Origin of the sequence: Flavobacterium segetis (assembly GCF_900129575.1) — a bacterium.
Lineage (GTDB): Bacteria > Bacteroidota > Bacteroidia > Flavobacteriales > Flavobacteriaceae > Flavobacterium > Flavobacterium segetis.
On the sequence record NZ_FQWE01000001.1, the window covers coordinates 79,659 to 98,723 of the forward strand.

Here is a 19,065-nt window from a genome sequence, read left to right on the forward strand (position 1 = left end):
CTATTTATTGTCGAATAGCAGTGAATTAATTTCACTATTTTTTTATAAAACTTCGTTTTTAGAAGCTGGATTGAATATATTTTTATCTAAAATTAACTCATTTATGATTTCAGCTACTTCTACAAAATGTTGAAATTTTTCTTCAGAAACATTTTGTTTAATACTTTCATTAAATCTAAGTACCGTATTTTTTGATAATTCTCTTTTTTCTTTGCCAAATTCAGTCAGGTAAATTAAGACACCTCGACCATCTTCTGGATTTTTTTTACGAACAATTAAACCTTTTTCCTCCATAGATTTTAAGGTTCGAGTCAAACTTGTAGCCTCCATTCCCATTTTTGGTCCTAAAGCTGTTGAAGGAGTTCCTTTCTCCTTATCCATGCTTAGCAATGCGAATCCAGTTGCCATTGTAGCACCATATTTTGACGCTTCCTCATTATACATTCGGGAAACGGCTTGCCACGTCGCGCGCAAAATATAATCTATTGTTTTATCTTTCATAACTAACTATAAGGATTTCAAATATAATAAAAAATACTATGCATGCATAATATATTGCATTATTTTTTTGTTAAAAAGTAATATAAAAAAAACTCCTCAGCATTTGAGGAGTTTTGTATTGAATTAAAAGTAATTATCCAAATAATAATTTCTGGGCTTGCTGATCAAAAGGATTAACTGTAAATTTTATCAAATAAGGATTTATATTTTTCCATTATTGGTTTTCTTCTCAGTTTAAGAGTTGGCGTCATTTCTCCACCTTCTATTGACCAAATTTCTGGAGTTAGTTCAAAACGCTTCAATTGTTCCCAATGACCAAATTTCTCATTATACAAATTGATTTCTTCCTGAATTCTTTCAATTACTTTTTCATTAGAAATTATTTCCGCATTCGTGCTACCAATTTCTAATTTATGTATTTGAGCCCATTCCTTAATAAAGTCAAAATTAATTTGAATAAACGCAGCGGGCATTTTTTGTCCATCACCAATAACCATTAGTTGATCGATAAAACGTGACTGCTTCATCGTATTTTCAATTATTTGAGGTGCAATGTATTTCCCGCCGGAGGTTTTAAACATTTCTTTTTTACGATCCGTAATTTTCAGAAAACCATCACTATCAAATTCGCCTATGTCACCAGTGTGAAAATAACCATCAATAATAGCTTCATTAGTTAACTTTTCATCTTTATAATAACCCATCATAACATTAGGTCCCTTACAAAGAATTTCGCCGTCGCTTGCGATTTTCACCTCTACGCCTGATATTACTTTCCCAACAGTCCCTACTCTAAATCCTTTATTTCTCATATCATTGACAGAAATTACAGGTGAAGTTTCGGTTAAACCGTAACCTTCCATGACTGGAATTTCTGCCGCAGCAAATATTCTAGCTAATCGAGGTTGCAATGCAGCACTTCCTGATACCATCAGATCCAGATTACCACCTAAACCCTCTTTCCATTTACTGAAAATCAATTTACGAGCTATTTTAAGTTGAAATTCATACCAGGCTCCATTAGCACCGTAAGGCTTATATCTTAGCCCTAAATCAATTGCCCAGAAAAACAGATTTTTTTTAATTCCGGTCAACTCGGTTCCTTTTGCATATATTTTATCGTAAACCTTTTCAAGTAAACGAGGAACTGCTGTCATCACGGTAGGCTTAACTTCTTTTAAATTATCGCTAATTTTGTCAATTGCTTCTCCAAAATAAACAGAAACTCCATAATATTGATATAGATATAAAATCATTCTCTCAAAAATATGGCAGATAGGAAGAAAACTCAGAGCCCGACTTGCACCAGCAGCAAAAGGAATTCTTGGAGCGCTATTAATAACATCTGAAACAATGTTATCGTGGGAAAGCATCACTCCTTTTGGTTTACCTGTTGTGCCAGAAGTATATATTATAGTTGCTAAATCGTGTGCACTTACACTGTTTTTGCGATTTTCAACCTCGTCTTGATTGCTTTGATCTTCGCCAAGAATCAATAATTCGTTCCAATTTTTACAACCTTCAATAGTATTGAAAGAGTAAACTTCTTTTAAATTAGGAACTTTATGCTTAATCAAATTTATTTTTCTCAGAACTTCTTCATCTGATACAAAACAGTAATTTGCCTCGGAATGATTCAAGATGTACTCGTAATCATCCTCAGAAATAGTAGGATAAATTGGCACTGTTTGAGCACCGGTCTGCAAAATACCAATATCCATGATATGCCATTCAGTTCTATTATTAGTGGAAATGATGGCGATTTTATCATTCTTTTGAATTCCCATTCTCAGTAATGCTCTGGAAATGGTATTCGATTTAAGTATGTATGTTTCGGTAGAAGTTTTTTCCCAAATACCGTTTTGCTTAGTTACCAGCGCATCAGGAATGTTGGCGTATTTTTCTTGCTGATAATATGGAAAATCAAAAAGTCTGGTAACTGCAATCATGATTATTAGATTTAATTTTGTCGCAAATTAATTAAAAATATAGAATTACGTTTACTTTTTTAAATTAAAAAGAAAATTAAAAAAAAATATTTTCGGGATCAACGAAATCGATTTCTTATTTGTTATGACAAGAATCTGATTCTTAATAAATTGTTAGTTTTTGTCTACTGTAGTTTACTATCTAATTGTTTTTTTTATGACTTCATTTTTGTGCGTTGTTAGTGGGAACTAAGAGCTGTAAATTTTAGATTTTAAATGGTAATAATTATATTAATGTAACTACTTTATTATTAGTTGTAAAAATAGTAGGCACGCATAGTAAATTAATCTATATTTGTTTTTACAAAAATTAGCTCATGATTAAAACTTCTTTAACAGCACTTTTAAAAATTGAAAAGCCGCTTATAATTGCACCCATGTTTCTAGTTTCGAATACTAAAATGATAATTGAAGGAATGAAATCAGGTGTTGCCGGCTGCATTCCAGCGCTAAATTATCGCACGTTGGCAGAATTGCGAAATTCAATTATCGAACTTAAATCTGCAAAAGTAGATGGAGGTAGCTTTGGATACAATTTGATTGTTAATAAATCTAATATTAAATACAAGGATCAATTAACTGTTTTGTGCGAAGAAAAAGTTGACTTTATAATTACTTCCTTAGGTTCACCCGAAGAGACCATAAGAGAAGCTCATAAGGTAGGAATTAAAGTTTTTTGTGACGTGACTGATTTGGCTTTCGCCAAAAAAGTAGAAGCATTAGGAGCTGATGCTTTGATCGCTGTTAATAATCTTGCTGGAGGACATCGTGGTAACTTTGCTCCTGAAGACTTAATTAGAGCGTTGAATTTAAATACAACTTTACCCGTTATTTCAGCTGGTGGAGTAAGTACAAGATTGGATTTAGAAAAAATGATGAATTATGGAGCTGTTGGCGTTTCGGTAGGCAGTCCTTTTATAGCATCAACTGAATCTGCTGTTTCGCAGGATTATAAGCAAGCTTGCGTAGATTATGGTGCCAAAGATATTGTACTAACTGAAAAAATTTCTGGAACACCCTGCACTGTTATCAATACACCCTATGTTCAAAAAGTTGGTACAAAGCAATCTTGGATCGAGCGGACTTTAAGCAAAAATAAGACACTCAAAAAATGGGTTAAAATGATTCGCTATTTACTTGGATCGAATACAGTTACAAAAGCTGCTACTGAAGTTACATATAAAACGGTGTGGGTTGCTGGTCCCACAATTGAAAATACGAAAGCGATATTGCCAGTTTCAGAAATTATCAAAACAATTGTGGGCTAAGTGATTTTTTGATAAAACTTTATTTTCAATTTTAGTATCTACTTTTAAAAAACATTCTAATGTTTAAAAATGAATTGAAATTTATGATAAAAAAAACTCTAAATAATTCACTTATAAAAATGAAAAATTTAGAGTTTTGTGTTTTGACCCCCTATAAAACAAGAATTATTTAAATGTCCAACGAACAAGGCCTAAGTCACCCGCTTGTAATTCAATCACAAGGTTAGAGAAGCTTTTTTCAACAACTTTGTACGCTTTTACATCGTCTAATGTTAGTGTTTTTCCATCATCTGCTATTCTCCAAGTTCCAGTTTTTGTGTCTTGACAATCTTTAATTTCATACTTGCCACCAGTTTTAAAATTCCAAGTAGAACCTTTTTCACAATCAGTTATTACGCTAGCTCCTAAAACGGTTTTAGACTCTAATGTCCAATTTTTCACAATTAAATTTGCTTCAGTTTCCTCTTTATCACATGATGTAAATAAGAAACCTGATAAAACGCAAATCGTTAAAAATACTGCGCTGAAATTCTTTTTTAAATTTTTCATTTTGTTTTTTTTGATTTAAATTGTTTAATTTATATCAGCAAAGGAAAGAACAAAAGTCTAAAAAAACTTACGAAATTATTGTAAAAAGTTACATCATTATTGCCTTTACAACAAGTTATTAATAGCAGATTATAGTGTTGTTTCAGCCCATTAAATAATGTTACAACCTAGGAAGAGAATCTTTAAGAAAATTGAGCGGTTACTGATTATTATTAAAGCTCAATATTACGAATTAAAGCGAATATTGTGAAATTAATTAAGCAGACAAAATTAACTGGATGTTAACTGATAAAAACTTTCATTAATAAAAAATAAATTTGTACAATTAGGTATTTCAAATCTCTAAAAAGAGAATTAAAATACTGTTTTATAAAATTAAAATGACGCATCCTAACCTGTAAAACCTAAAGTAAGCAGTTATGGAAATTCAAAAAACCTAATAAAAGCGCTCTATTACTAAGAGGCGATATAAAAATAAAAGCTCTCCTAAATAGCTTCTAACTTTTTAGATGCAACACAATCTATTATCGAGCGTAGCTATTTATCTAGTCTTATTTAACCTCTAAGACCGCTGTTTTTATCTCGACCGCATAAGAATTTGGAATAATCTTGTTTCCCTTCTCAAAAGCATAGACTTTGGTGAATTCAGCGCCAAAATATAATATAATAGCCGAATAGTAAACCCAAATTAAAATTATAATAACAGAACCAGCAGCTCCATAAATAGAAGCAATGGACGAACTACCAAGGTAGAAGCCGATGGCAAATTTTCCAAACATAAAAAAGAACGAAGTAAAGCCAGAACCTATTAAAGCATCTTTCCATCCAATTTCGCCATCAGGTAATGTTTTAAAAATGGTGGCAAATAATACTGTAGTAGTTGCAAATAGGATTATAATATTAACGACATAAAATATGTAAACTGTAAGATCCGGAAAGTAAAGGACTAAACGTGCATTTATTAAATCCATCACGGTATTTACCATTAGACTTACCATTAGCAAGAAACCAACAGAAGCAATCATCGAAAACGACATTAATCTATTTTTGATAAATTTCATTATTCCTTTGTTTGGTTTTGCTTTAAGTCCCCAAATAAAATTTATCGAACTTTGAATTTCAGCAAAAACTCCAGATGCTCCTATCAAAAGCATAATACCACCAAATATAGCAGCAAAAGTATTAGAATCAGATAACTCTATATTTTTTATTGTTTCCTGTATTTGTATCGCAGCCGAGTTCCCAACCAGACCGTTAATTTGTCCAAAAAATCTTCCTGTTACCGCATCTCTGCCAAAGAAAAAACTAAAAATAGATAGTATAATAATTAATAAAGGAGGTAATGAAAATATCGTATAATATGATAAAGAAGCACTTAATTTTATAGCATTATCTTTATCAAATTCTGTATAAGTTTGCTTTAATAATCTCCAACTTGTAGCAGTAAATTTTTTGACTTTCATATTATAATTTGTACCATTAAATAGTTCAAAATTACAAAAATACTTCATAGAGTTATGTAGAAATTTTTATATAATTCACTTCGCTACTTCATTCCATACCATCGTAAAATATAAATTTAAGTAGATAATTTATCTATTTCTTAACCACATAGTAAATTATAATAACTAAATTTATCTTAATAAAATAATCATTAGAATAATATACCACTTATGGAAAATAATAACACACGAAGAAACTTTTTAAAACAAACAGCAATTCTCTCAACTGGAACAATTATAGGTAGCAGCCTATTTACAAATGCTTATGCAAGTGATGAATCACGAACGAATATCAATAGCATATTAGAAGTAGAAACTTCTGTAACGGATGGTCTTTATACACTTCCTAAATTGGGATATAATTACGATGGATTAGAGCCACATATAGATAAAATGACTATGGAAATCCATCATAGTAAACACCATAAAGGGTATGTGACGAACTTAAATAAAGCACTTGAAACTTTAGATGCTAATTTAGTTGCTCATTCAAAATCATTAGAGAATATTTTTGAAAAAATGTCTAAATTTCCTGAATCTGTCCGAAATAATGGTGGTGGACATTACAATCATAGTCTATTTTGGACCTTGATGAAGCCAAACGGAGGTGGCACTCCAAAAGGTAAATTGGCCGATGCCATAATGACTACTTTTGGATCTTTTGATGAATTTAAAAAACAGTTTGCTGATGCATCAATGAAAAGATTTGGATCCGGCTGGGCTTGGTTAGTTGTGCAAGACGATAAATTAGTTATTGGTTCTACACCAAATCAGGATAATCCATTAATGCGATTACGGGGAAAAGGTTTGAAAGGAAAGCCAGTACTCGCACTAGATGTTTGGGAACATGCTTATTATCTAAAAAATCAAAATAAAAGAGCTGATTATGTATCTTCATTTTGGAATGTTGTAAATTGGGATAAAGCAGAAGAACTATTCAATTCTTAATTCTAGTAATCTAATTGAGCTTTGAATTACAGTTGATATTCAGAGCTCAATTAATTCATAATATTCAGAGATAAATTATGAAAATATATCTTTTTTAACTGAATTTAAAAACCATACTAAGTAAATGTCATCACATTGTTAAACTAAAAAATGCTCGCCATATCTATGAAAAAAAAGTATAGCTTTGTAGCATCAAATTAATAAAATGATTAACCCTTCTGCATCTGGTTGGATTGATAAATTTTTCATAGTACAAAAATTTACAAAAGAAACTGTTTCTACCGATCCAACTATATTTTATAATAACACCCGAAGTACTGGTTTTATTTACGGTCACATCATATCATTTAATACAGAAAAATTAATTGATATTAAAGGCTGGTTTAAAGATGAGGTCTCAAAAGTTGCCTTACTTAATACGATGTATGGTATTTATTGCATAAACAATAAAGATTTATCTGAAGCTATTTTTCTCGAAAAAGCCGTCAATTTTTATAATAAGATGAATCCGCAAGGTTATAATATTTTCAAAAAAATACTACCGAAAAACTCAACATCTTTAACTTTAGAAAAAATAATTGATGAAAGAGTCCAGACAAATAATAGCATAATTTCAAAAAACTTTTCTCATTTAGTTACAAATGCATTATTATTCATAGATGTATTAGCCTTCCATCAGTTTATGATACATGGAGAAATTCCTGAAAAATATCTAAAGAAAATTGAGGAAACTATTGTAAATATCGTAACGCTTGCTCTCAAAGTAAAATCTAAAAAATCACAATATGATGATTTATTAATCAAACTTTTTGAGGCATCTATCCGTTATAGTAAATTTTCGAAAGTCTCTGTCCAAAATTTAGAAACTATACAACTAGATTATTTTACAAATGAATTAGAAAAAAATTATCTGCTAGACATGGCGGGAATGGCATTGTGGAGTGATACAACAGTTGAAAATGAAGAGTTATATTTTTTACATTCACTGGCTTCTACTCTATCAATTTCAGATAATTTTGTAAGTAATAGTATTAAAAGCACACATGATTTTATAATCACGCACAAAAAGGAAATTCCATACTTTAATTATTCAAATCCAGTAAAACATTTTTATGGTCAAACCACTCAAAATGTTATTACCATAATTAGTAGGAATAAAAACAGGCTGGTAAAGGAATTAATGCAAAGTAAGGAACTTATGGTATTGCTGAGTAATTCCACAATTAGAGATTTAGACGATAAAGAAAAGAAAAAAGTTAAAAAACAACTTTTAGAAATTTGTAAGACAGTGCCATCATTAGCAATATTTTTACTGCCAGGAGGCAGCTTATTATTACCCATTTTAATAAAATTTATACCTCAACTGCTTCCATCGACATTCAACGAGAATAAAGTGGATCAATAATTTTTTATCCAAGAAAAATGACTTTCTTTTATTTCATTTTTATTACTTTTTATATAGTCTAAAAAAGCACTTGCTACGGGACTCATTTTTTTTCCTTTTAACCAAATTAATCTCCATGAGGTAACAATAGGTAGGCCATTAGCCGGCAATAAGAACAAACTACCGTTATCTAATTCGTTTTTGAGTCCTATAATTGGCATAATAGAAATACCTATTCCAGCTATAACTGCTTGTTTTACCGCTTCATTAGAAGTGAGTGTTATTCTTGTTTTAGGTTGAATGTTTTGCTGTGCAATATAATCTTCCATTGCAGTACGTGTTGCTGATCCTAATTCTCGCGAGATTAAAGGCGATGAAGAGAAAAGAGATAAAAAATCAGTATTAGTTTTATTATAAACCGCAGCGTCACCAACAAGATACAAATTGTTTTCTAATAAAATCTCTGATTCAATGTCCAATTCTTTTGGCAAAACAGAAACAAAAGCAAAATCAACTTCATTATTTTTTAAAGCTTTTACTACATTTTTTTTATTGTTGACATCCATCTCTAGTTCTATTTCATTATAATTTTTTAGAAAATTACTTAAATAGTATGGGATAACATATTTTCCAGTTGACACAACTGAAAGTTTCAGTCTACCAGATAATTTTCCTTTAAACGCTAACGTTTTATAATTTATAGCATATACTTCGTTCAAAATATTTTCGGCTGCAAGAGCGATTTCTTTCCCAAAATCAGTCACATACAAGCGTTTTTTAATCACTTCTGTTAAAGGTATTTCGAACTGATTTTGAAAATTTTTTAACTGAATAGATACAGCGGGCTGAGTTAAAAAAAGCTCTTCGGCAGCACGAGTGATACTTAATGTTTTAGTTACTATTAAAAAAACTTGAAGTTGGTGTAAAGTATAGTTCATAAAAAAAGTTTATGTATTTCATTACAAAGATAAATAAAAATATATGAAATAAAATCTAGACTTTTGTTCCATCAAATAATAAAACGCAAACTAATATGACACGAATTACAGTAGCAAAAGGAGATGGAATAGGTCCAGAAATCATGAATGCCACTTTAGAAATTATCAAAGCAGCAGGAGCAGAAATTGAAATTGATGAAATTGAAGTAGGTGAAAAAGTATATTTGTCAGGAAATAGTTCAGGAATAGCAGCTGAGTCATGGGATATTATCCGAAGAAACAAAATTTTCTTAAAAGCTCCTATTACAACTCCTCAAGGTGGTGGATATAAAAGTTTGAATGTTACCACGAGAAAATTTCTAGGGTTGTACTCAAATGTCAGACCTTGTATGAGTTTACATCCTTTCGTAGAGACTAAACATCCTAAAATGGATATTGTAATCATCCGTGAAAATGAAGAGGATTTATATGCTGGAATTGAGCATCAACAAACAGATGAGGTAATCCAATGTTTAAAATTGATAAGCCGTCCTGGATGTGAGAAAATCGTACGGTATGCTTTTGAATATGCTAAAGTTTATGGTAGAAAAAAAGTGACTTGCTTTACTAAAGACAATATCATGAAGCAAACAGACGGATTGTTTCACCAAGTTTTTGACGAGATAGCTGCAGAATATCCTGAAATTGAAAATGAACACTGGATTATTGACATAGGAGCTGCTAAAATGGCCGACACTCCAGAAATTTTTGATGTAATTGTAACACTGAATCTTTATGGCGATGTTTTATCTGATATTGCTGCCCAAATTGCAGGATCAGTAGGACTTGCCGGATCGGCTAACATAGGTGAGGGATGTGCTATGTTTGAAGCAATTCACGGTTCAGCCCCAAGACGCGCCGGGCAAAATTTAGCCAATCCATCTGGTTTATTAGAAGGAGCAGTAATGATGCTTAATCATATCGGGCAAACTGAAGTTGCAGAAAAAGTTCAAAACGCGTGGTTAAAAACTATTGAGGACGGAATTCATACATATGACATTTACAAAGAAGGTATTAGTAAAGAAAAAGTAGGAACTAAAGAGTTTGCAGAAGCAGTTATAAAAAATTTAGGAAATAAGCCTTCTATTTTAAAAGAGGTTTCATTTGATAAAAATGTAGTTTTGAATCTTCCAAAGTACGTTAAAAAACCTGCTGCTAAAAAAGAGTTAGTTGGTGTAGACTTATTTGTACACTGGAACGGAACAAATCCTAATGAGATAGCTAAAAAATTAAAAGCGGTTACTTTACCTAATACTGATTTGACAATGATAACCAATAGAGGTATTAAAGTATGGCCAGAAGGTTTTGAAGAGACTTTTTGCACAGATCATTGGCGTTGTAGGTTTAAACCAAACGATGGTAAAACGATTACAAAAAAGCAAATTATAGAGTTGTTGTCTAATGCAATCGACACTCAAGTTGATGTTATCAAAACAGAAAACTTATACGAATTTGATGGAAAGTCAGGTTACTCTCTAGGACAAGGACAATAATTTTAAATCACAAAAAAATGGATATACAACTTCTTGAAGGTGAATTCAATTCTAATGAAGCTTTAGAATTAATTGTAAAAATGATTGATATTAAAATAAAATTTCATGAGAGTAAAATATGCAACTCCCATCAAGAAGAAGATATCAAAAGTCGTGAAAATAAAATAAAAAAACTACAAAAATCGCTTTATGAAATAAGAGTATTTTTGAACACTAAAACTAATAACGTGACGCTAGAATCCTCGATTCACATCCAGTAAGTATTGATCTTTATATTTTAAACAGTAGTGAATCTTTTTTATTTCTTTTGCCACAAAGTCAACAAGACTTTGTGGCAAAAGAAATAAATCTTATTTTAAATAGTAAACTTTTGTAAAAACAAAGATATTATTGCAACACATCTTTTTAATCAAATTTTAAATGGAAAATATGGAATTAAAGAAGGATTATAAATTAATTGATGGCATATTTTCTAATGAAGAAGCGGGAAATATTTTGACTGCATTATTCAATTATAAAATTGATTACCACAATAGAGAAGATTTTAGCAACCATATTCGATTTAATAAAGACATTTCGACTTCAAAACAACGAATTCAAGAACTTATTGATGCGAAAAATGCAATTAAAGTAATGCTAGAAGAATCAAAAATGAATCCTTCAAACTTGGTCATAAAAAGTACAATTACCATAAGCTTTGAAAAATAACATCTTTTTAAATAGAACAGTTTTAATCGCTACTAAACATCAGAAAGAAACAGTGATCGCGCCAATTTTAGAAAATGAAATGGGAGTGCATTGTTTTACTTCAGATTTTTTTGATACTGATAGTTTAGGTACTTTTTCAGGAGAAATTTTGCGAAAAGACAACGCTTTAAATACTTTACGAACGAAATGCGAATTAGGGTTCAATAACACTAATTGTGATTTAGTTATTGCCAGCGAAGGATCTTTTGGTGCACATCCTACTTTATTTTTCGCTTCTGCCAATGAAGAGTTGGTAATGTTAAAGGACTTCAAGAATGATATAGAAATTATAGCTAGGGAAATTAGTTTGGATACAAATTTTAATGGAAAGATTGTTTTTTCAGAAGATGAGCTTTTAGAATTTGCAACTTTATCGCACTTTCCAGCGCATGGAATCATTTTAAAATCAACAGAAATAAATCCGCTGATTATTGAAAAAGGAATTGTTTCTAACAAAATTTTATTGGAAAAATATAGAGAATTGCATAAAACTTTTTCATCTGTGTTTGTAGAAACTGATATGCGTGCTCAATTCAATCCAACTCGTATGAAGGTAATAGAAAAAGCAACATTGGCCCTTTTAAAAAAAATAAAAAACTGTTGTACTCGTTGTGAAACACCGGGCTTTGATATAATAAATACAATTTCTGGCTTACCTTGCAGGAGTTGTGGCTCGCCCACGCGATCAACTTTAAGTCATATTTATCAATGTAAAAAATGCGAATTCAAAGAAGAAAAAATATTTCCACGAGGTCTTCAATTTGAAGAACCTACTTATTGTGACTATTGTAATCCCTAATAAATATGATGATTGAAATTTCTACTGATATCAATAAAGCAAAAAAAATTCTTGAAAACAATGAATTAGTTGCTATTCCTACCGAGACCGTTTATGGATTAGCAGGCAATATCTATAATGAAAAAGCGATAAAAAAGATATTTGAGACTAAAAATCGACCTTTTTTTAATCCTTTGATTGTGCATATTTATTCCAAAGATTTATTACATACCATAGCTGCTGAAATACCTGTAAAAGCTCAAAAACTTGCCAAAGCTTTCTGGCCTGGATCGCTAACGTTAGTTTTAAAAAAGAAAAACAACATTCCTGATTTGATCACTGCCGGAAAAGATTCAGTTGCAGTTCGGGTGCCAAACCATCCTATGACTTTAGCATTATTACAATCATTAGATTTTCCATTAGCAGCGCCAAGTGCAAATCCCTTTGGATCTATTAGTCCAACCACTGCGCAACACGTAGCCGATTATTTTCCTAATGATTTATCACTAGTCTTAGATGGTGGAAGTTGTAAAAACGGAATAGAATCTACAATCGTTGGCTTTGAAGGTGAAGAGGCTATTTTATACCGTCTTGGTTCGATTTCTATTGAGGAGGTAGAGAATGTCATTGGCAAAATAAAGATTAAAAATAATGAAGAAAAGTCACCTAATGCTCCTGGAATGTTATCGAGACATTATGCACCAAAAACGAAAACCATACTAGCTGAAAATGTTGAAAAAGAATTAGATTTGCATCCCAATAAAAAAATAGGTGTTTTATTATTCCAAGATTCCTCGCACAATCCAATTATTTTATCGAAGGAGATATTATCAGAAAAAGGAAATTTAAAAGAAGCAATGTCAAATTTATATGCCGCAATGCATCGCTTAGATAAGCAAAATTTAGATGTTATAATTGCCGAAAAATTTCCAGAAAACAATTTAGGAAAATCAATAAACGATCGTTTAGAACGCGCGACAAAAAATTAATAAAATATGAACTTAGATTTACTATTTGAAAACCTTACCAATCCTGCATTACTATTTTTTATACTAGGCGTTGTAGCAGTTAAATTAAAAAGCGATCTGGAAATTCCTGAAGGCTCTTCAAAATTCATCTCTCTTTATTTACTATTTTCTATCGGTTTTAAAGGTGGTCAAGAATTAGCGCATAGCGATTTTACTATGGAAATTGTGTGGTCAGTATTATTTGGGGTTTTTATTGCACTAGTCATTCCTGTTTATTCCTATTTTATTTTACGAAGAAAATTTAATATTTATGATTCTGGAGCAATTGCTGCAGCTTATGGCTCTGTTAGTGCAGTAACTTTTGTCACGGCAGCCAGTTTTCTTGAATTACAAAATATGACTTTTAGTGGTCACATGGTAGCGGTAATGGCATTGATGGAAGCACCAGCAATTATAGTAGGAGTTATTTTAATAAGAATGTTCGATAAAAAAAATGAATCCAGTACATCTATAATATCTTTAGTTAAACATTCCTTTACCAATGGAAGCGTTCTACTAATTTTAGGAAGTTTAATAATTGGTATGCTAGCTAGTGAAGAGCAAGCACTAGGAATTAAACCATTTACCACTGATTTATTTAAAGGATTTTTAGCAATATTTCTATTGGATATGGGAATTGTAAGCGGGAGAAAATTAAATGATTTTATTAAAAGTGGTTGGTTTGCAGTGATTTTTGCAATAGCAATTCCATTAGTAAACGGCTGTATTGTTGCAATTACAAGTCAATTTGTTACCCATGATATTGGTAATCGCTTCATATTAGCCGTTCTTGCAGCGAGTGCTTCTTATATTGCAGTTCCAGCGGCGATGAAAATTGCCGTGCCAAAAGCAAATCCAGGTTTATTCTTACCTATGGCACTTGCAGTGACATTTCCTTTTAATATCACCTTTGGAATGCCTATTTATTTGTCAATTATAATGGCTTATTAAATGCTAAACTTCAATTTATAAGTGTCATCTAGATCATCATTGCTGCTCATATTTACATCTAAATCAGTAACATAACCTGAATTTAGACCGTAAACCCAGCCATGTAACGTAAGAATTTGCCCATTACGCCAAGCGTTTTGAACAATTGATGTTTTAGCAAGATCAATTACTTGCTCTTGAACATTGATCTCAACAAACTTATTAAATCGGCTAGTTTCGTCATGGATCGAATCCAAATATTTACTGTGTAATCTATAGACATTTTTTATATGCCTAATCCAGTTGTCAATTATTCCAATAGAATCATTGCCCATTGCAGCTTTTATACCTCCACATCCATAATGCCCGCAAACTAATACATGCTTCACTTTTAAAACATTCACCGCATAGTCTAAAACGCTTAACATATTCATATCGGTATGTACAACCATATTAGCAATGTTTCTATGGACAAAAACTTCGCCTGCTTTTGCTCCTATAATTTCATTTGCAGGAACACGACTATCGGAACAACCTATCCATAATAAAGGTGGCGTTTGACCTTTAGCTAAATCCTTAAAATAATTTGGATCACTTTCCAAAGTGGTTTCAACCCATTTTTTATTATTTTCTAAGATTTGATTATAAAAATCTGTCATAAATTAAATAATTATAGCTGTGTAACGTATTCAATAATCGATAAACTAAGTATTGAACAGCATTTAAATTTTTGCTAAAGTAATTATTTTTATCTTCAATAAATTTATGTTTTATTAAATCATATCGCTTGACAAGTAAATAAATTTCACAATTGGTGTTATTATGGTTTAATCAATTGATTTTTTTTTTAAAAAAAATATCTTTTGCTTATTTCTATCTTTTGTTTAAATAATAATTAAGTATCACAACGACAAAAAAAAGCAAAATAAAATAGTTATATCTTATTTTGCTTTTATAAAAATATTCAGAAACTTATAAACTTTCTTCTAACCAAGCTTGCATCATCCAGATTGTTTTTTCTTGTTCAGCAATAAAATCACTCATCAGTGCATTAGTACCTTCATCATTGATTTCTGCCGATTTATTTAAAATTTCCCGCTCTAACTTTAATAAATGGGATAAGGATGTCACAATTAATTGTACTGCTTCTTCATCTATAGAAATATTTTTACCTACGACAAGTTGGTTGTGTTTTACATAATCTTCAAACGTATGTAGTGGCGTACCGCCAACGGTTAAAACTCTTTCTGCAATTAAGTCTATTTTTATTTGCGAGTCGGTATATAATTCTTCAAACTTCACATGAAGATCAAAAAATCTTTTACCTCTGATATTCCAATGTATCCCTCTTAAGTTTTGGTAATACACTTGAAAATTTGATAATAAGACATTTAACTCATTTACAATTGCTTCTGATTCTTTCACGGGTAACCCTAGGATATTTGTTTTCATTTTATAGTATTTTTATTATTTATTTATGTAAATTTAATCAAATAATAAGAGAAACAGCATAACAAAAAGTTATTGTTTCACTAAATTTGCATTAGAAAAGATTATAACATGACAATTACTCAATTAAAATATGTTTTAGCGGTAGCTGAACATAAAAATTTCACTCTAGCGGCTGAAAAGTGCTTTGTTACTCAGCCTACTTTAAGTATGCAAATCCAAAAAATAGAGGAAGAATTAAGCATTCAGATATTTGACCGCACAAAAAAACCAATTCAATTGACTGATATTGGCCAAAAAATTGTGAATCAAGCCAAAAATATTGTTAATGAAGCAGATCGAATTCAAGATATTGTAGAACAGCAGAAAGGTTTTATTGGTGGCGAATTTAGATTAGGAATTATTCCCACGATAATGCCAACGCTACTTCCTATGTTTTTGAATAATTTTATTAAAAAATATCCAAAAGTTAAGTTGATTATTGAAGAGCTTAATACAGATGAAATAATAGTTAAACTTAATAATGGTCATCTAGACGCTGCAATTGCTGCTACACCACTGCTGGAGGAAAAAATTAAAGAAATAGTCCTATATTTCGAGCCGTTTGTGGCTTATATTCCAGAAAGTCATCATCATTATCAAAAAGAAGAAATTGAAATTTCAGATTTAAATTTAGACGAAATATTATTATTGCAAGACGGACATTGTTTTCGGGATGGTATTTTAAATCTTTGTAAAAATAGCACTCGAACCGATAATGGACATTTTCAAATTGAAAGCGGGAGTTTTGAAACCCTAATAAAACTTGCTGATGAAGGTCTTGGCACAACCTTACTACCTTATTTACACACATTAGATTTAAAGGAAAGCGATAAGATGAAATTGAGACATTTCAAAGAGCCAAAGCCTGCCCGAGAAGTTAGTTTAATTTATCCTAAAAATGAATTAAAAATTCAAATTATAGAAGCTTTAAGAGCTACAATCGCAGGAGTCATAAAAGGTGCAATTGTTTTTCAAAACGTTCAAATTATAAGTTCAGTACACAAGAAATAAAAAAAGGAACCGATAAACGATTCCCTTTTTTTTATGAATTAACTATTAATAAATATTGTCTTAATTCTGGTTTTTCTAAAGTAAAACTTATTAACCACTCTCTCAGTTGCTCCATTTCATAAGGCAACAACATTTTTATTGCTTTTTCCAACTCTTTACAAAAAAGCTTCGGATCAAAACTTACTCTTTCTAAAACTGATTTTGTATAATCAAACATAATTTTTGTCATGGTAAAACATATATTTTGGTTAATACCCAAATTGAAATTGATGTAAAAATACATTCTTTTCAAATTACTTTATAAACATTTAACGTAGTATTTAGTTTTATATTTCAACAATTTTACATTATTGATTTTTAACGACTTATGCACAATTTAAAGTTGTCATTTACTTTTTATAGCTCTAAACATTTCCCTTTTACCAGGAGGTCCAGCTAATTTTTCAACTGTAAAACCTACTTCTATCATGCTACGCTTAACAACTCCTCTTGCAGCATAAGTTACTAGTATTCCATTTACTTTAAGAGCATTATACATTTTCCTAAAAATTTCGGTACTCCACAACTCTGGTTGTACTCTGTACCCAAAAGCGTCAAAATAAATTAAATCAAATTTATTTTCATCATTAATTTCGTTAAAATACTGTTTCCTTTTTACAAGTTTAAAATCATTTTCTAGTGTAATTTCCTCTTCCCAATTACTCTCGTGCATCTTTTTAAAAAGATTACCTTCAGCATTAGCATCTAATTCGTTAACAAAATTCATACTTATTACCTCATCCGCAGAAATCGGGTAAGCCTCGACTCCAACGTATTCAATATTTTGATTTAATTTCCTTGATTCTAATAATGTTATAAAAGCATTCAAACCGGTGCCAAAGCCAATTTCAAGAATGGCAACTTTTTTATTTTCAAATAATTTCAATCCATTTTTGATGAACACATGTTGCGCTTCTTGTATTGCTCCGTGTTTTGAATGATAGCATTCGTTCCATTCTGGTAAATGAATCGTTGTAGATCCATCTAAAGTTTGTATAATTTCCCTTTTCAAAGTTTGATTGTAGATTTAGGTGATTGTAATGTTTTTCAAACAACGTAAAATTAATGAAAAGTTGAGATTTTACCTTCGAAAAGAGACTAATTATTGTAAATAAACCATAATAACACACAATTTTTTAAAATTAGTTAAAATTCAAACAATAATTAAATATTAGTCGTTATAAATGTTTTTTTGACAATCAATTTGCCGATTTTTATTTAATTTTGCAAAAGATTAATTTAGGTATTTAAAATACAATTATTAATAATTTAGGCTAAAAATTAAAACACAATACACTATTATGAGCACAACTCAAACCAACCAAATTGAAATTTTAAAATCTCCTACTACAAAAATAAATGAAGTAGATTTTGAAAACTTAAGTTTTGGCTCCGTTTTTACCGATCATTTATTTGAATGTGATTTTAAAAATGGTGAATGGCAAAAACCAATTATAAAACCTTATGCGCCATTTTTACTAGATCCATCAAGTAGAGTTTTTCACTACGGACAAGCTATTTTTGAAGGTATGAAAGCATATAAAGATACTCAAGAGACTGTTTGGCTTTTTAGACCTGATGAAAATTACAAGCGTTTTAATAAATCAGCTGTTAGAATGGCAATGCCAGAAGTTCCTGAGGAAATATTCATGAACGGTTTGAACCAATTGTTACAATTAGACGAAGCTTGGATTAAAAAAGGAAGTGGAAACGCAATGTATATCAGGCCTTTTATGATTGCAACAGGAAAAGGAGTTATTGCAAATCCATCAAACGAATATAAATTTATGATCATTTTATCACCAGTAACTTCGTATTACGCAGGTGAGGTAAAAGTATTGATTGCAGAGCATTTTAGTCGTGCTGCTAATGGAGGAATTGGAGCTGCTAAAGCTGCGGGAAATTATGCTGCTCAATTCTACCCAACTAATCTAGCTAACGAAGCGGGATTTCAACAAGTTATTTGGACGGATGATGCAACGCATACAAAACTCGAGGAAGCAGGAACAATGAATGTTTTCTTTGTAATTAATAATGTTTTACTAACAGCACCAGTAAGCGAACGAATTTTAGATGGTGTAACTAGAAAAACCTTAATTGATCTAGCTACAAGCGAAAATATAAATGTAGAAGTTCGTCCAGTTTTAGTTTCGGATCTTGTAGAGGCTGCGAAAAATGGTACTTTACAAGAAATTTTCGGTGCGGGAACAGCGGCTGTTGTGAGTCAAATTTCTGGGTTTTCATATCAAGATATTTACTATGAATTGCCAAAAATTGACAATTCTGTTGCGGCTCACCTCAAAAATAAATTAACAAACATCCAAAATAAATTAGAAGAAGATAAATTTGGATGGACTGTAAAAGTGTAACATTTATAATTCAAATATAAAAGGCGATTTTCATGATGTAAATCGCCTTTTATATTTAAGGTGACCACAATTTATTTATTCTA

20 protein-coding genes are annotated in these 19,065 nt (G+C 30.8%); 11 read left to right on the forward strand and 9 right to left on the reverse strand.

All coding sequences use genetic code 11. From position 1 onward, the window contains the following. Positions 1 to 42 precede the first annotated feature (42 nt). Entirely contained in the window at positions 43 to 501 is a 459-nt protein-coding gene (locus tag BUA99_RS00355) for a MarR family winged helix-turn-helix transcriptional regulator (protein ID WP_072986737.1), read from the reverse strand. Positions 502 to 674: 173 nt separating this feature from the next. Further along, complete coding sequence (locus BUA99_RS00360) at positions 675 to 2,450, reverse strand: AMP-dependent synthetase/ligase (RefSeq protein ID WP_072986739.1); 1,776 nt, start codon at positions 2,448 to 2,450, stop codon at positions 675 to 677. 356 nt (positions 2,451 to 2,806) lie between these two features. Here BUA99_RS00360 and BUA99_RS00365 point away from each other — a divergent pair, with 356 nt between their 5' ends. Next, entirely contained in the window at positions 2,807 to 3,757 is a 951-nt protein-coding gene (locus BUA99_RS00365; RefSeq protein WP_072986741.1) for an NAD(P)H-dependent flavin oxidoreductase, read from the forward strand. Positions 3,758 to 3,922: 165 nt separating this feature from the next. Here the strand turns inward: BUA99_RS00365 and BUA99_RS00370 are convergent, their stop codons facing one another. Both BUA99_RS00370 and BUA99_RS00375 read right to left on the reverse strand, forming a co-directional pair. Next, a complete protein-coding gene (locus BUA99_RS00370; protein WP_072986742.1) occupies positions 3,923 to 4,306 on the reverse strand; it encodes a lipocalin family protein in 384 nt (127 codons plus the stop codon). A 551-nt stretch (positions 4,307 to 4,857) separates the two neighbouring features. Next, positions 4,858 to 5,769 carry a YihY/virulence factor BrkB family protein gene (locus tag BUA99_RS00375; protein ID WP_072986745.1) on the reverse strand — a complete coding sequence of 304 codons (912 nt, stop codon included), beginning with the start codon at positions 5,767 to 5,769 and terminating at the stop codon, positions 4,858 to 4,860. A 210-nt stretch (positions 5,770 to 5,979) separates the two neighbouring features. Here BUA99_RS00375 and BUA99_RS00380 point away from each other — a divergent pair, with 210 nt between their 5' ends. Both BUA99_RS00380 and BUA99_RS00385 read left to right on the forward strand, forming a co-directional pair. After that, on the forward strand, positions 5,980 to 6,756 hold the full coding sequence (locus BUA99_RS00380) for a superoxide dismutase (protein WP_084673440.1): 777 nt from the start codon (positions 5,980 to 5,982) through the stop codon (positions 6,754 to 6,756). A gap of 205 nt (positions 6,757 to 6,961) precedes the next feature. Beyond that, a complete protein-coding gene (locus BUA99_RS00385) occupies positions 6,962 to 8,161 on the forward strand; it encodes an LETM1-related biofilm-associated protein (RefSeq protein WP_072986748.1) in 1,200 nt (399 codons plus the stop codon). Here the strand turns inward: BUA99_RS00385 and BUA99_RS00390 are convergent. Beyond that, a complete protein-coding gene (locus BUA99_RS00390) occupies positions 8,155 to 9,078 on the reverse strand; it encodes a LysR family transcriptional regulator (protein WP_072986750.1) in 924 nt (307 codons plus the stop codon). The genes BUA99_RS00385 and BUA99_RS00390 overlap by 7 nt on opposite strands. Before the next feature lie 95 nt (positions 9,079 to 9,173). On the opposite strand from BUA99_RS00390, the gene BUA99_RS00395 reads away from it, so the two are divergent. The 6 genes from BUA99_RS00395 (at position 9,174) to BUA99_RS00420 (ending at position 14,093) form a co-directional block, all read left to right on the forward strand. Beyond that, on the forward strand, positions 9,174 to 10,610 hold the full coding sequence (locus BUA99_RS00395) for an NADP-dependent isocitrate dehydrogenase (RefSeq protein WP_072986753.1): 1,437 nt from the start codon (positions 9,174 to 9,176) through the stop codon (positions 10,608 to 10,610). 17 nt (positions 10,611 to 10,627) lie between these two features. Beyond that, a complete protein-coding gene (locus BUA99_RS00400) occupies positions 10,628 to 10,870 on the forward strand; it encodes a hypothetical protein (protein WP_072986756.1) in 243 nt (80 codons plus the stop codon). Between the two features lie 160 nt (positions 10,871 to 11,030). After that, positions 11,031 to 11,318, forward strand: coding sequence for a hypothetical protein (locus BUA99_RS00405; RefSeq protein WP_072986759.1), 288 nt, complete (start codon positions 11,031 to 11,033; stop codon positions 11,316 to 11,318). Beyond that, a complete protein-coding gene (locus tag BUA99_RS00410) occupies positions 11,308 to 12,156 on the forward strand; it encodes a DUF6671 family protein (RefSeq protein WP_234972863.1) in 849 nt (282 codons plus the stop codon). The genes BUA99_RS00405 and BUA99_RS00410 overlap by 11 nt, the downstream gene beginning before the upstream one ends. An 8-nt stretch (positions 12,157 to 12,164) precedes the next feature. Next, positions 12,165 to 13,124: an L-threonylcarbamoyladenylate synthase gene (locus BUA99_RS00415; protein WP_072986761.1), complete on the forward strand. Its 960-nt coding sequence runs from the start codon at positions 12,165 to 12,167 to the stop codon at positions 13,122 to 13,124. Positions 13,125 to 13,130: 6 nt separating this feature from the next. After that, on the forward strand, positions 13,131 to 14,093 hold the full coding sequence (locus BUA99_RS00420; RefSeq protein WP_072986764.1) for a sodium-dependent bicarbonate transport family permease: 963 nt from the start codon (positions 13,131 to 13,133) through the stop codon (positions 14,091 to 14,093). Here BUA99_RS00420 and can read toward each other — a convergent pair. Together can and BUA99_RS00430 are read right to left on the reverse strand one after the other, a co-directional pair. Further along, positions 14,090 to 14,731, reverse strand: coding sequence for a carbonate dehydratase (can, locus tag BUA99_RS00425; protein ID WP_072986767.1), 642 nt, complete (start codon positions 14,729 to 14,731; stop codon positions 14,090 to 14,092). The two genes, BUA99_RS00420 and can, sit on opposite strands and share 4 nt — an antisense overlap. A gap of 313 nt (positions 14,732 to 15,044) precedes the next feature. Further along, positions 15,045 to 15,524, reverse strand: coding sequence for a Dps family protein (locus BUA99_RS00430; protein ID WP_072986769.1), 480 nt, complete (start codon positions 15,522 to 15,524; stop codon positions 15,045 to 15,047). Between the two features lie 108 nt (positions 15,525 to 15,632). Between BUA99_RS00430 and BUA99_RS00435 the strand changes: the two genes are divergently transcribed. Further along, complete coding sequence (locus tag BUA99_RS00435; RefSeq protein WP_072986771.1) at positions 15,633 to 16,574, forward strand: LysR substrate-binding domain-containing protein; 942 nt, start codon at positions 15,633 to 15,635, stop codon at positions 16,572 to 16,574. Between the two features lie 31 nt (positions 16,575 to 16,605). Here the strand turns inward: BUA99_RS00435 and BUA99_RS00440 are convergent, their stop codons facing one another. After that, the gene (locus BUA99_RS00440; protein WP_072986774.1) at positions 16,606 to 16,803 is read right to left on the reverse strand and encodes a hypothetical protein; all 198 of its coding nucleotides are present in this window, start codon (positions 16,801 to 16,803) and stop codon (positions 16,606 to 16,608) included. 156 nt (positions 16,804 to 16,959) lie between these two features. Beyond that, positions 16,960 to 17,625 (reverse strand): tRNA (5-methylaminomethyl-2-thiouridine)(34)-methyltransferase MnmC2, encoded by a 666-nt coding sequence (gene mnmD, locus BUA99_RS00445; protein ID WP_072986775.1) that lies wholly within the window; start codon positions 17,623 to 17,625, stop codon positions 16,960 to 16,962. Between the two features lie 289 nt (positions 17,626 to 17,914). On the opposite strand from mnmD, the gene BUA99_RS00450 reads away from it, so the two are divergent. Continuing rightward, positions 17,915 to 18,982, forward strand: coding sequence for a branched-chain amino acid aminotransferase (locus BUA99_RS00450; protein WP_072986778.1), 1,068 nt, complete (start codon positions 17,915 to 17,917; stop codon positions 18,980 to 18,982). Positions 18,983 to 19,065: the final 83 nt, after the last annotated feature.